The sequence below is a fragment of the Luteipulveratus halotolerans genome (assembly GCF_001247745.1).
Classification (GTDB): Bacteria; Actinomycetota; Actinomycetes; order Actinomycetales; family Dermatophilaceae; genus Luteipulveratus; species Luteipulveratus halotolerans.
On sequence record NZ_LAIR01000002.1, the window covers coordinates 2,222,794 to 2,235,440 of the forward strand.

10 protein-coding genes, 2 pseudogenes and 1 other annotated feature are annotated in these 12,647 nt (G+C 70.6%); of the genes and pseudogenes, 4 read left to right on the forward strand and 8 right to left on the reverse strand.

Annotation, left to right across the window (positions count from 1 at the left end; translation table 11 throughout):
- The first annotated feature begins 154 nt into the window (after positions 1-154).
- Complete coding sequence (locus tag VV01_RS11215; RefSeq protein WP_157508807.1) at positions 155-1,036, forward strand: hypothetical protein; 882 nt, start codon at positions 155-157, stop codon at positions 1,034-1,036.
- 69 nt (positions 1,037-1,105) lie between these two features.
- Here the strand turns inward: VV01_RS11215 and VV01_RS11220 are convergent, their stop codons facing one another.
- From VV01_RS11220 to VV01_RS23865, 5 genes are all read right to left on the reverse strand, one after another.
- Positions 1,106-1,630 (reverse strand): RICIN domain-containing protein, encoded by a 525-nt coding sequence (locus tag VV01_RS11220; RefSeq protein ID WP_050669959.1) that lies wholly within the window; start codon positions 1,628-1,630, stop codon positions 1,106-1,108.
- Between the two features lie 108 nt (positions 1,631-1,738).
- Positions 1,739-2,794, reverse strand: a complete 1,056-nt coding sequence (locus VV01_RS22320) for a GNAT family N-acetyltransferase (protein ID WP_071606356.1) — start codon at positions 2,792-2,794, stop codon at positions 1,739-1,741.
- The gene (locus VV01_RS11230; RefSeq protein ID WP_050669960.1) at positions 2,784-3,869 is read right to left on the reverse strand and encodes an amidohydrolase family protein; all 1,086 of its coding nucleotides are present in this window, start codon (positions 3,867-3,869) and stop codon (positions 2,784-2,786) included. Before VV01_RS11230 ends, VV01_RS22320 begins: the two co-directional genes overlap by 11 nt.
- Before the next feature lie 66 nt (positions 3,870-3,935).
- Positions 3,936-5,096 carry an NlpC/P60 family protein gene (locus VV01_RS11235; protein WP_050669961.1) on the reverse strand — a complete coding sequence of 387 codons (1,161 nt, stop codon included), beginning with the start codon at positions 5,094-5,096 and terminating at the stop codon, positions 3,936-3,938.
- A 143-nt stretch (positions 5,097-5,239) separates the two neighbouring features.
- On the reverse strand, positions 5,240-5,464 hold the full coding sequence (locus VV01_RS23865) for an ArsR/SmtB family transcription factor (RefSeq protein ID WP_050669962.1): 225 nt from the start codon (positions 5,462-5,464) through the stop codon (positions 5,240-5,242).
- Between the two features lie 79 nt (positions 5,465-5,543).
- On the opposite strand from VV01_RS23865, the pseudogene VV01_RS23325 reads away from it, so the two are divergent.
- The 3 genes and pseudogenes from VV01_RS23325 to VV01_RS22330 form a co-directional block, all read left to right on the forward strand.
- Positions 5,544-6,198, forward strand: a pseudogene (locus VV01_RS23325) (IS5 family transposase); the annotation flags it as partial.
- A gap of 48 nt (positions 6,199-6,246) precedes the next feature.
- Positions 6,247-7,490 (forward strand): IS3 family transposase gene (locus tag VV01_RS11255; RefSeq protein ID WP_157508689.1). Its coding sequence is split into 2 segments (ribosomal slippage): positions 6,247-6,535 and positions 6,535-7,490, totalling 1,245 coding nucleotides; the frame shifts between segments, so codons are not numbered across the junction.
- Positions 6,534-6,662 (forward strand) — a sequence feature (AL1L pseudoknot). Its footprint overlaps the gene before it by 129 nt.
- A 10-nt stretch (positions 7,491-7,500) precedes the next feature.
- Positions 7,501-7,773, forward strand: a pseudogene (locus VV01_RS22330) (IS5/IS1182 family transposase); the annotation flags it as partial.
- Here the strand turns inward: VV01_RS22330 and VV01_RS11260 are convergent.
- The 3 genes from VV01_RS11260 to VV01_RS11270 form a co-directional block, all read right to left on the reverse strand.
- A complete protein-coding gene (locus tag VV01_RS11260; RefSeq protein ID WP_050669963.1) occupies positions 7,759-8,412 on the reverse strand; it encodes a DUF5937 family protein in 654 nt (217 codons plus the stop codon). The pseudogene VV01_RS22330 and the gene VV01_RS11260 sit on opposite strands and share 15 nt — an antisense overlap.
- 156 nt (positions 8,413-8,568) lie before the next feature.
- Entirely contained in the window at positions 8,569-10,173 is a 1,605-nt protein-coding gene (gene ffh, locus VV01_RS11265; RefSeq protein ID WP_050669964.1) for a signal recognition particle protein, read from the reverse strand.
- Positions 10,174-10,234: 61 nt separating this feature from the next.
- Positions 10,235-12,607 (reverse strand): [protein-PII] uridylyltransferase, encoded by a 2,373-nt coding sequence (locus VV01_RS11270; RefSeq protein WP_050669965.1) that lies wholly within the window; start codon positions 12,605-12,607, stop codon positions 10,235-10,237.
- Positions 12,608-12,647: the final 40 nt, after the last annotated feature.

Consider the following 12,647-nt stretch of genomic DNA (forward strand, 5'->3'; position numbering starts at 1 on the left):
ATCGATGGTGACACGTCGGACCTGGGCACTGGCTGACCGTGACCTGTGGTCTGCCCCGCATCCGGGCAGACCGGGCATGCGAGGCGACGCGCCGTGGGAGAGTGTCACGCGCGACCGGGGCCACCGGTCGGCCACCTGGACCCCGAGGAAGTTCATGCGCTCTGCCCGTACGCCCCTGCTCGTCACGCTGCTCCTGGCCCTTCTCGCGCTGACGGCGTGCTCAGGTGATGACGGCAGCGACAGCAGTACGCCGGCGGCCGCTGCGACGGGCACGGTCACGTCGCTGCCCCCGGCCACCACGAGCAGCAGCAGTGCACAGGCGAGCACCCCGGCACCGGCGTCCAGCCCGGCGAGCAAGCAGCCTCCGGGCACCCCCAGCAAGGTCGTCCGCGTGTGCGGCGCCGAGCAGGTCGATGCGCAAGGCCGTGAGTGCGACGCGATGCAGCGTGGGTTCTCCTCGAGCACGGTCTACTGCTCGGCCGACCTGCCGAGCAGTGTGACGGGCAAGGTCGACGTGTCGCTGCTGCGCAACGGTGCCCCGGTCTACGGCGCGACCGCCGACCGGGTCGACCCGTCGCAGTCGTTGCTGCTGAGCTTCGGGGTCGGCCGGCTGCGGCTGCCGGCCGGCACCTACGGCTGTCAGTTCAAGGCCGGCACCAAGACCTGGACCGGGTGGGCGCCGGTCTCTGGTCCGAGCGGCCTCGCGAGCCAGACGATGGCCTGTGACGGGTCGACCATGGTGCGCACCGGGGCCATCGCCCACTGCCCGACCACCGCAGCGACGCTCACCTCACCGCGCAGCATCGGCTGCAGCTCGGTCGTCACCGACGTGGCCGGCAAGCAGATCGACATCCTCGTGCACACCCCGAGCGGCGACCGCAAGGCCGCAGCCGGACGCCAGGCCAACGGCATCGCCGTCGTCCAGCTCAGCGCCGACGCGCGCCAGCTCGGCGGTCGCATCGCGCAGGGTGACTACAGCTGCACCTTCCTCGTCGACGGCAAGCAGGTCAGCCGGGTGCCGTTCACCGTCGCCTGACCTGCGCCCCGCAGACGTGAGGTACGCCGTACGCGGACTCCGCGCACGGCGTACCTCATCGGTCTGCGGTCAGCTCCAGACCTCGTTCGGCTCGACGTCGCCGTCGCCCTGGACGCCGATCAGTCCGCCTCCCCCGATCCCGAACCAGCCGCCGGGCTCCTCCGCCAGGTAGGCACCGGTCTGCTGGTTCTTCAGCGTGATACCGGATGCCTCGGCGTCGGCGGGGTTGCCGTGGGTGACGGCCTTGGACCAGCTCTGGAACCTCGACATGTCGCTCGCCTGGTCGTGGCAGGTCCACGTGCGCAGCCCGTAGGCATTGCTGTGGTCCAGGCACCGTCCGGTCGCGACGTTGCGCAGCTGGCGCGTGCCGTCGTCCCACACGCGCACCTCCCACTGCTGGTGCGGGTTGTCGGACTCGCAGCCCATCATCCGCAGGCCGTCATCGCTGTCGTCGATGCAGTCGGCGCTCATGCCGTTGCGCAGCGTCTGCACGGCGTCGGCCGGCGCGGCGTCCGCCTGCATGGCTGGTACGGCGATGACCGGAGCCGCCGCAGCGACCAGGCCGGCAGCGCCCAGCAGGATCTTCTTGTTCATGGTGCTCTCCCCCGTAGGTGGTCGTGCTCTCTCATCAGGACACGACTGGGACGCGGGGACCTGGCACACGCTCCGACGACGAACGGCCTTTCGACCACAGCGCAAAGGTCAGCGCATGTGCCCCCGCACCTGCAGAGCCAGCGACACCACCTCGCGCTGCGACACCGGCGCACTGGTGTCGCAGCGCAGCACCGGACCGAGGTCGTACGGGCGCGCCTGGGTCTCCCCCTGCGCCTCGCACCAGATCTGAGGCACTGACTCGGCGCGCATGCCCGCACGCTCCAGCCCGCGTCGGACCTGCTCGACCGCGTCGGCCGGGAACCACGACTCGACCACGGCACCGGCAGGTGACGCCTCGAGCAGCGACCACAGGGCCTCGTGGGCACCCGCGCCGAGCGGCGAACCCGTGCCGCCGAGGCGCTCGCGGTCGGCCGCGTCGAGCCGGCCGCCGACGGCCTCCTTGATCAGGTCCTTCGACAGCAGCGGCACCCCGAGCTCCTGGCTGAGCGCCCGCGCCAGGGTGGTCTTGCCCGAGCCGGGCAGGCCGTTGACGACCATGACGGTGCGCGCCGGACGGTGCGGCTGATAGGCGAGCGCCGGCCACTCGTCGGCCGTGATCGCGTGGGCCTCGTGGTCACGCCAGGCCGTGGTGCCGTCGCTGCCACCGAGCCAGAGCAGTCCGACCGCGTGCCCTTCGCGCCGAAAGCCCAGTGACCGCAGGACTCCCATCGACTCGGCGTTGCCCGGCTGCACGTTGGCGTCGATGCGGTGCAGGCCGAGACCACGCGGCTCGGGTGCGAACACGAGGCTGACGACGAGGCGCAGCCCTTCGCCGAAGAGACCGCGGCCGACGTACGGGTCGTAGGCGTCGTAGCCGATGGTGGCGTTCTGGAACCGGCCGCGCACGATGTTGGTGACGTTGACCTTGCCGACGATGTCGTGCCCGCCGGTCGGCGCGAGCGCGTGGATGACGAACGTGCGGTGCACACCCGACTGCGCGGTCAGATGGCGGGCCAGGTCGTGGGGGTCGACGGGGTTCCAGCGCGACAGCCGCGCGTGCGACATCTCGACCGCTCGGCGATACGGCTCGAGGTCGGACTCGACGACGGTGCTGACCCGAACGCGCGCCCCCGTCGCCTCGAGCCGTCGCGGATCACTGGACAATACGGCCTCGCAGGACGATGTGCGCCGGGTCCTTCAGGACGCGCAGGTCTTCGCGCGGATCGTCCTGGTAGACAACGAGATCGGCGCTCTCGCCTTCGTCGAGGCCGGGTCGCCCGAGCCACGCACGAGCGCCCCAGGTGGCCGCCGACAACGCCTCCGTACGGGTGAGCCCGGCCCTCCCGAGCTCGACCACCTCGTCGGCGACGAGGCCGTGCGGCAGCTGACCGCCGGCGTCCGTGCCGCAGAACACCTGAACTCCCGCGTCGTGCGCTGCGCCCACCACGTCGTAGCGCGACTCGTGCAGTCGCCGCATGTGACCGGCGTACTCGGGGAACTTCTTCTGGCCGGCCTCGGCGAACTTCGGGAAGTTGGCGATGTTGACCAGCGTCGGCACGATCGCGATGCCCCGCTGCGCGAACAGCTCGACCGACTCGGTCTGCAGGCCGGTCGCGTGCTCGATGCAGTCGATGCCGGCCTCGGCGAGGTCGTACAGCGACTGCTCACCGAAGCAGTGCGCCGTCACCCGAGCGCCCTCGGCGTGCGCGGCGTCGATGGCCGGCCGCAGCGCCTCGGCCGGCCAGCACGGTGCGAGGTCACCGGTCTCGCGGTCGATCCAGTCGCCGACGAGCTTGACCCAGCCGTCGCCGCGACGTGCCTCCTGACGGACGTACGCGACGAGGTCCTCGGGCTCGATCTCGTGAGCGAAGTTCTTGATGTAGCGCTTGGTGCGGGCGATGTGACGACCGGCGCGGATGATGCGCGGCAGGTCGTCGCGGTCGTCGATCCAGTGCGTGTCGACCGGGCTCCCCGCGTCGCGCAGCAGCAGCGCACCGGCCTCGCGGTCGGCGACGGCGTGCTCCTCGGCCCGCTCGGGCGGCACTCCCCCGGTCGACTCCAGCCCGACGTGGCAGTGCGCGTCGACGAGCCCGGGCAGGACGTATCCGGACACGGTCTCGACCTCGACGCCGGCGGGCGGAGGGTCGTAGGTCACCCGACCGTCGACGACCCAGACCTGCTCGCGCACCTCCTCCGGACCGACGAGGACCTGTCCCGTCACATGGAGCACCGCAGTCATGAACCCGACCCTAGACGTGCCGACCCGCCGCGTGGCACGGGCACGCGGCGGGTCGGCGGTCACGGCTCAGCAGGGCTTGAGGCCGTAGTCGGCCGCGCCCTTCATGAACACGTTGTTGACATAGCCGCCCAGCTGCGGCGAGTACGACCACAGGTCGTTGGCGTACCCGCTGTCGCTCACCGCCTGCCCGCGCTTGGCGCACGTGAACGTCGCCGTCATCGGCTGCACCGTGCGGACCTTGCCCGACGCCGACGTCGCATCCGTCCGCACGTTGACGTCGGTCGCCCAGATCTGCAGCGGCTTGCCCGGATCCGCGGGCGACGGCTTCGGCTTCGGCTCGTCGCCACCGCACGTCGGGAGCCCGTAGTCCGCCTCGCCCTTCATGAACACGTTGTTGACGAACCCGCCCAGCTTCGGCGAGTACGACCACAGGTCGTTCGACCAGCCGCCCTCGCTGACCCGCTCGCCACGCCGGGCGCAGGTGAAGCCGTACGTGCCGGGGCCCGTCGTCCCGACCTGCGTGCTCGCACTGGTGGCGTCCTTGCGGACCGACACGTCGGTGGCCCACACCGCGATCGGCGTGCCCTGGCCGGGGTCGGGCTTCTCGGGAGGCGGCGGGGGCGTACCGCCGTCACCGCCGTAGCGGTAGACCGCGAGCGGCGTACGACCCTGTGAGCTCAGCGGCTTGACCGTCAGGTCGTCCGGGTCGCTCTCGGCCTGCACGATCATGCCGTCGCCGAGGTACATCGCCGTGTGACCGCGCCAGATGATCGTGTCGCCCGGCTGGTAGGTGCTGGAGTCGCCGGGGTTGGCCAGCGTGGTGAAGCCGTGCCGAGCCATCGCGCTGCCCTGGGACGACGTGCCGTCAGGGCCGTAGTCGACACCGGTCGAGCGGTACCAGGCCCACCGCATCAGGCCGGAGCAGTCGAACCCGATCACGTGGGTGTCGTCGTAGTAGCCGCCCGTCTCGTGCGGCTCGTCGCCGTAGACGCTCCCTGTGGTGGCGCCGGGCTGACCGCCGTGCCCACCGCCCCACGAGTAGGGCACCTTCTTCTCGTACTCCGCGCAGGCGGCGTCAATGGCGCGCTGCGCCGCCGGCGTGACCTGTCCGTGGGCCACACACAGCGTGTCAGCGGCATTGGCCGTACTGTGCGTGACCGCGAGTCCCGTTGCGATCACTGCGGATCCGACGAGACCCGCACCCACGTAACGCATCGTGTGCTTCATGACTGTGCTCCCCGTTGCTCGTCCGGTCCGGATGACCGGCTCGAGTACGAGCGTGGTCCGGTCGCCCTGGACGAACCATCTCTTGCGGTGTTCCGAAACCGTGGAACCCGTTGCGCCGCAACGCCGTCCGCGTGCGTACGCCGTCAGGCGGCCCCGTGCAGCAGGGCCCGTCCGAGCGGCGTCGTCTGGTGGCGGACACACTGGCCGTCGCGCTGCGAGACGAGCAGCCCCGCGTCACGCAGAGCCGCAGCGTGCCGGCTCGCGTTGGACACCGACATCACGCACCGCTCGGCGAGCTCGCTGGTGGTCGTCGGCTGCTGAGCGATGCGGAGCACGTCATGACGGGCCTGCCCGACCAGTCGGCCCACGGCCTCATCACGCCCCTGGCGCTCCGGGTCTAGGGCGTGTCTGACAAATAGTTCGGTGTTGGGCTGAGATTCTGCGGACGTGTCTCGTTTCCAGTTGCTCTCGGATGCCCAGTGGTCGTTGATCGAGGAGATGTTGCCGCGTCCTACGGGCCGCAGGGGTCGGCCGTTCTCCGACGCGCGCACGATGCTCGAGGGCATCATCTACCGGTACCGGTGCGGGATCGCGTGGCGCGACCTTCCGGAGTCGTTCGGTCCGTGGCAGACGGTGTGGACCTGGCATCGCCGGATGGCCACGGACGGCACCTGGGACAAGGTCCTGGCCAAGCTCACCGCCGCCGCGGACGCTGCGGGGATCGTGGACTGGTCGCTGTCGGTGGACTCCACCATCGCCAGGGCGCACCAGCACGCGACGAACACCACCCGTACCACAGGGGGCTGGGTCGAACTACACGAATCTGCTGCAAGAGCCGCCTGACCACGCCATCGGCCGCTCCCGGGGCGGGCTGTCGACGAAGATCCACCAGCTCGTCGACGGCAACGGGCTGCCGCTGGTCACGCTGATCACTGCGGGACAGGCCGGCGACTCACCCGTGTTCCTGCCACTGCTGGGACACCTTCGCGTCAGCCGCGACGTGGGGCGCCCACGCACCACACCAGACGCGGTCCGCGGCGACAAGGCGTACTCCTCACGCGCGATCCGCGCTCACCTACGTGCCCGCGGGATCAAGGCCGTCTGAACCGCCCCGGGATGTCCGGAGACTTCATTACTGGAGGATGAAGTCATGGCACGTCCCTCGAAGTACCCGCGTGAGCTGCGGGAGCGTGCGGTCCGGATGGTGACGGAGTCAGTCGCCGCCGGCGAGTACACCAGCGAGTTCGAAGCGATCCGCACGATCGCGGCTCGACTGGGCATCGGGTCTCCCGAGACCCTGCGTAAGTGGGTTCGCCAGGCCCAGGTCGATGGCGGGACCCGACCGGGTCGCACGACCCAGGAGCTGGAGGAGATCCGGGCGTTGAAGAAGGAGAACGCCGAGCTGCGCCGGGCGAACGAGATCTTGAAGTCAGCGTCGGCTTTCTTCGCGGCGGAGCTCGACCGCCCACCCAGGTACTGACCGAGTTCATCGACACTCATCGTGAGGAGTTCGGGGTCGAGCCGATCTGTCGAGTGCTGTGCGAGCACGGCGTCAAGATCGCCCCGTCGACGTACTACGAGGCCCGCGATCGGGCGCCCTCAGCGCGGACGCTGCGCGATGCGCAGGTCGGCGAGCTGATCCGGTCCGCGCGTCAGCAGCGGTTCGTGACCCGGTTCGGTGCGCGCAAGATGTGGTTGCACCTGCGCAGGCAGGGCCATGACGTGGCCCGGTGCACCGTGGAGCGAGTGATGGCCGCGAACGGCTGGCAGGGCGCACTGCGGGGCAAGCAGGTGCGGACCACCATCGCTGACCCGCGCGATGCCCGAGCGGCGGATCTGGTCCAGCGAGACTTCACCGCCTCGGCCCCGAACCGGCTGTGGGTCGCTGACTTCACCTATGTCGCGACCTGGTCCGGGACCGTCTACGTCGCGTTCGTCATCGACGTCTACTCCCGGATGATCGTCGGCTGGCGCGCGGCCACCAGCATGAGCACCCAGCTGGTGCTGGACACCCTCGAGCACGCGATCTGGTCACGCCGCCAGCACGGCGTGGACGACCTGACCGGGCTGGTGCACCACACCGACGCCGGCAGCCAGTACACCTCTTTCGCCTTCACTACCAGGCTGATTGACGCCGGCGTGGACCCATCAGTGGGTTCGGTGGGCGACGCCTACGACAACGCGATGGCTGAGTCCCAGATCGGCGCGTACAAGACCGAGCTGATCCGTCCCGACGGGCCGTGGCGCGATGTCGAGCACGTCGAGCTCGACACCCTGCAGTGGGTCCACTGGTTCAACCACGACCGACCCCACGAGTCCATCGACGACCTGACACCCATCGAGGTCGAATCAGCCCACTACGCTGCACGAAACCGTCTCATCCCGTCCGGGTAGAGACACAACACGAAGTGTCCGGAAACCCCGGGGCGGTTCAGTCATCCCCGAACCCGACGACCAGAAGGGCCACCGCAAGCGCCGCGGATCACGCGGTGGCAGACCCGTCGGGCTCGATGCCGCCGACTACAAGAACCGCAACGTCATCGAGCGCCGCTTCTGCCACGTCAAGCAATGGCGCGCACTGGCCACCCGCTATGACAAACACGCCATCATCTACCGCGCCGCCGTCCTCATCCACGCCGCCATCGCCTGGACCCAGCAATTATCAGACACGCCCTAGCACCGAGGCGTCGTGCTCGACCGGGTAGACGAGCACCGGCCGCCCCTCGGGGTCGCGCAGCTTGGTCGGGTCGTGCCAGCAGAAGTAGGACGGCTGCAGCACCAGGCCACGCCCGTCGAGATGGACGTCGACGTCCTTGAAGCCGTCGACCTCCAGCACCGGGGCGCGCCAGCGCACACCCGGACCCACCGACTCCAGCAGTGCACCGACCCCGTCGGTCGCAAGGACGTGGCGACGGCGTTCGAGGTCGCTGCCGATGCGCGACTGGACGGCCGACCAGGTCGGCTCGAGCGCCGCGTCCCAGTAGGCGCGCACGGCGTCCAGCAGCAGGGCGAGTGCACTGCGCGGACGATCGGCCAACGGCTCCAGCCGCATCCGAGCAGGACTGCGGGTCGCCACGGCGCTGAGCTCGCGGTGAGCCCGTTCGACCTGGGTCGCGCCGACCAGGTCGAGCGCGTCGTCGATCGTGCCGCCCGCGACCTCGGGTGTCACGAAGTCCGGCGAGTAGCCGTAGGCCGGCGCGACGTCCAGGAGCAGCCGTAGGTGAGGCGAGCCGCCCGTCGTACGCAGCCGTCGCCGCCAGGACCCGAAGACCGGGTCGGCGTACGACGACTGAGCCGTGTGCAGACTCAGCAGCACTCCCACATCGGAGACGCGCTCGGCGCGAGCACGACCGACGTGAGGTCGGCCTCGGTGAAGTGGAAACGCAGCATGGTCGAGCCCCCCTCGTGACCTCGGTGATCCCAGGTCAGGACGGGCCTCGACGTCGGCGGGTTCCGCCGGCCGAGCGCGGGGTCAGTCCTTGTCGAGGAACTTCTCGAAGCCCTTGGGGAGCTTCAGGTCCTTCATGTCCTGCTCGGGCTCGGCCGCCCCGAAGGCGTTGCCGAGTGCTGCCTCACGGGCTGCCTCGGCCTTCTGCGCTGCGGCCTTCTCCTGCTGCGCGCGCTTGGCGGGGTTGCCGCTCTTGCCCTTCTTCTTCGGCGCCTGCTTGCCGCGCTTGCCGCCACCCGGGCCGGCCGCACCCGGCATACCGGGCATCCCCGGCATCCCACCGCCCTTGCGCATCTGGCGCATCATCTTCTGGGCGCCGGAGAACCGCTCGAGCAGCTGGTTGACCTCCGAGACCGACACGCCGGAACCCTTGGCGATGCGGGCGCGGCGCGAGCCGTTGATCTGCTTGGGGTGCGTGCGCTCGAACGGTGTCATCGAACGCACCATCGCCTCGACCCGGTCGAACTCGCGCTCGTCGAAGTTGGCCAGCTGCTCCTTCATCTGGCCCATGCCCGGCATCATCTGCAGCAGCGACTTCAGGTTGCCCATCTTCTTGATGGCAGCCATCTGCTCGAGGAAGTCGTGGAAGGTGAAGTCCTCCTCGGCCATGAACTTGCGGTGCATCTCGGCCGCCTGGCGACGGTCGAAGGCCTTCTCGGCCTGCTCGATGAGGGTGAGCACGTCACCCATGTCGAGGATGCGCGAGGCCATCCGGTCGGGGTGGAAGACCTCGATGTCCTTGGTCTGCTCACCGACCGAGGCGTACATGATCGGCCGGCCGGTGACCGAGGCGACCGAGAGCGCCGCACCACCGCGGGCGTCACCGTCGAGCTTGGACAGCACGACACCGGTGAAGTCGACGCCGTCCTGGAACGCCAGGGCCGTGTCGACGGCGGCCTGACCGATCATCGCGTCGATGACGAACAGCACCTCGTCGGGCTGGATCTCGTCGCGGATGTCGCGGGCCTGCTGCATGAGGTTCTCGTCGACCGCGAGGCGACCGGCGGTGTCGACGATGACCACGTCGTAGCCGCGCACCTTGGCCTGACCGACACCGGCGCGAGCCACCCACACCGGGTCACCGAAGGACTGGGTGCCCTCACCGGACTCGGTGACGGCGTCGTGGCCTCCGACGTTGCCCCGCTCGGGGGCGAAGCAGACGACCTCGGCGCGCTCGGCGACGACCTCGAGCTGGGTGACGGCGTTGGGCCGCTGCAGGTCGGCCGCGACGAGCAACGGGTAGTGGCCCTGGTCCTTGAGCAGCTTGGCGAGCTTGCCGGCGAACGTGGTCTTACCCGAACCCTGCAGACCGGCCAGCATGATCACGGTCGGCGGCTGCTTGGCCAGCCGCAGCTGACGGGTCTCGCCGCCGAGGATGCCGACGAGCTCGTCGTTGACGATCTTGACGACCTGCTGGCCCGGGTTGAGCGCCTGGCTCACCTCGGCGCCGAGCGCGCGCTCACGCACGCCGCGGGTGAACTCCTTGACGACCGGCAGGGCGACGTCGGCATCGAGCAGCGCCAGGCGGATGTCGCGCACGGTGGCGTTGACGTCGGACTCGGTCAGGCGTCCCTTGCCGCGCAGGTTCTTGAAGGTCGCGGTCAGGCGGTCGGACAGGCTGGTGAACACAAGGACCTAGGGTAGTTGGTCATCGACAGTGCGCTGCACGCCTGCCGCCGGGCGAGATCGTTCAGACCGTTCCCAGGCCGTCGCAGGCGTCGATGAGCGCGGCGATCAGCTGAGCGACGGTCGGCGGCGACACGCTCTGACCGCCGGCACCGGTGACGTAGAACGTGTCGAGCGTCTGCCCTGCGTACGTCGCGACGTGCGCGCTGCGGACGCCGAGCCCGAACCGCGCGAACGTCATGCCGATGTCGCGCAGGAGACCGGGCCGGTCGGGCGAGCGCACCTCGATGACCGTGGCGTCGCGTGATCCGTCGGGTACGACGGCTGCCCGGGTCAGGGTGTCGCCCGTGAGCCGGCGCGACTCGTGACGCCGCTGCTCGAGCGGTCGCAGCGGTGAACGGTCACCTGTGGCGAGGCGGCGCAGTCCTCGCGCGAGTGCGTCGGCCGCCGGCAGGTCGCCGTCCGGCATCTCGACGTGCCAGGTGTTGACCGCAGTGCCCTCGTGGGTGCGCAGCCGCGCGGAGCGGACGACGGCGCCGTGCGCGGCGAGCAGGCCCGCGGTGTCGGCGAACAGCCCGAGCCGGTCTCGGTCGGCGACGTCGACGCGGGCGCCGCCCTCGACGACCGTGACCTCGACGTGCGCCTCGCCGATCATCAGGCGGTCCAGGACGGGCTGGGTCAGCAGGTCGCCTGCGTCCTGCGGCTCGGCCGGGACCACACGACGCTCGGACAGGGCTGCGCGCGCGTGCTCGGTGAGCTCCTGCACGAGTCGTGCCCGCCACGTGGTCCAGGCCGTCGGCCCGGCAGCGATCGCGTCGGCCTCGGTGAGCGTACGCAGCTGCTCGAGCAGGTCGGCGCGCTCCTCGACCGCACCGACCAGCGCTCGTACGGTCTGCGGGTCCTGCGGGTCGCGCCGGGTGGCGAGGTCGATGAGACTGAGGTGCTCGCGGACGAGCAGCTCGACGGACGCGACGTCATCCGCGTCGAACCCCATCCGCGCCGCGATGCTCGCGGCGACCGGTGCGCCCTCGACCGCGTGGTCGTGGACGCCGGCGATCTTGCCGATGTCGTGCAGCAGCGCCGTCACGAGCAGCAGGTCGGGCCGGTCGACCGACAGCCGTCGCCGGCTCGCCTCGACGACGGTCTCGATGAGGTGCCGGTCGACGGTGTAGCGATGGACGGCGTTGCGCTGGGGGCGGCTGCGGACGGCCTTCCACTCGGGCAGCCACCGGCCGACGACGCCCGACATGTCCAGCGCCTCCCAGACCTGGACCAGGCCAGGACCGCTCGCGAGCAGGTCGAGGAAGGCGTCGCGGATGGCGTCCGGCCAGGGCGCGGGCAGCGGACCGATGTCACGGGTGAGGTTGGCGACCGTCGTCGGTGCCAGGGGGAGCCCCCGTCGCGCCGCCGCACCAGCAGCGCGCAGCAGCAGGAGGGGGTCGCCGGTCGGCACGAGGCCACGGCCCAGCACCACCTCGCCGTCGTGCTCGAACAGGCCGTAGCCGAGCGGCGTGAGCACCGGACGACGCGGACCGGCCCGCAGGGTCCGGGCACGTTGCGCCTGGGCCGAGCGTCGCATCGTGCTGTCCAGAGCGAACGACACCTGCCGCGACGCCGAGACCACCGAGGTCAGCAGCGCATCGGCGTCGGGATGGCCGAGCAGCGCGGCGACGGCGTCCTGGTCCTCGCGGCCGAGCCGGTCGCGGCCACGGCCGGTGACCACGTGCAGGGCGTCGCGCACGTCGAGCAGCTGGTCGTACGCCGCGTCGACCTGACCGTGCGGACGGTCCGCGAGCCAGGCGGCCGTGAGCGCGCGCAGCACCGTCATGTCGCGCAGGCCGCCGCGCGCCTCCTTCAGGTCCGGCTCGATGGACGTGGTGAGGTCGCCGTGGCGCTCGTGACGCTGCCGCATGCCTTCGATGAGCTCCGGCAGACGCTTGCGCGCGTTGGAGCGCCAGTCGTGGGCGATGCTCTGGCGCACACCCGACACCACGACGGGGTCACCCGCTATCCACTCCAGGTCCAGCAGACCGACCGCGGCGCTGAGGTCAGCGCTCGCGACCTGTCGGCACTCGCCCAGCGTGCGCACCGAGTGGTCCAGGCGCGCGCCCGAGTCCCAGACGGGGTACCAGATCCGGTCTGCGAGCGCGACGACGTCGTCGCTGCGCACACTGCGTCCGTCGTGCAGCAGGACCAGGTCGTAGTCACTGAGGGGGCCGGCGTCGCCTCGGGCCAGGCTGCCGACCGCCGCGAGCGCGACGCCGTCCTCCCGCCCGGCCGTGGTCCGGCGTACGGCCTCGTCCCAGACGTCACCGAGCCAGCTGCGCCCGTACGCCGTCAGCCGGGTCCGGCGCTCGCGCCCCGCACCCGAGCGGGTGAAGTCGCGCGTCGCGGCCAGATCCAACCGGGTCGTCGTGTGCTGAGCTGCGGCGTTCATCGGCGAACCTCTTTCACGTGGGAGATGACCGGCGGAGCCG

Bases quoted from the DNA above. Each gene is read 5' to 3' on its own strand.
- VV01_RS11220 (WP_050669959.1), bottom strand. From the start codon at position 1,630: ATGAACAAGAAGATCCTGCTGGGCGCTGCCGGCCTGGTCGCTGCGGCG.
- VV01_RS11270 (WP_050669965.1), bottom strand. From the start codon at position 12,607: ATGAACGCCGCAGCTCAGCACACGACGACCCGGTTGGATCTGGCCGCG.
- VV01_RS11235 (WP_050669961.1), bottom strand. From the start codon at position 5,096: ATGAAGCACACGATGCGTTACGTGGGTGCGGGTCTCGTCGGATCCGCA.
- VV01_RS11230 (WP_050669960.1), bottom strand. From the start codon at position 3,869: ATGACTGCGGTGCTCCATGTGACGGGACAGGTCCTCGTCGGTCCGGAG.
- VV01_RS11215 (WP_157508807.1), top strand. From the start codon at position 155: ATGCGCTCTGCCCGTACGCCCCTGCTCGTCACGCTGCTCCTGGCCCTT.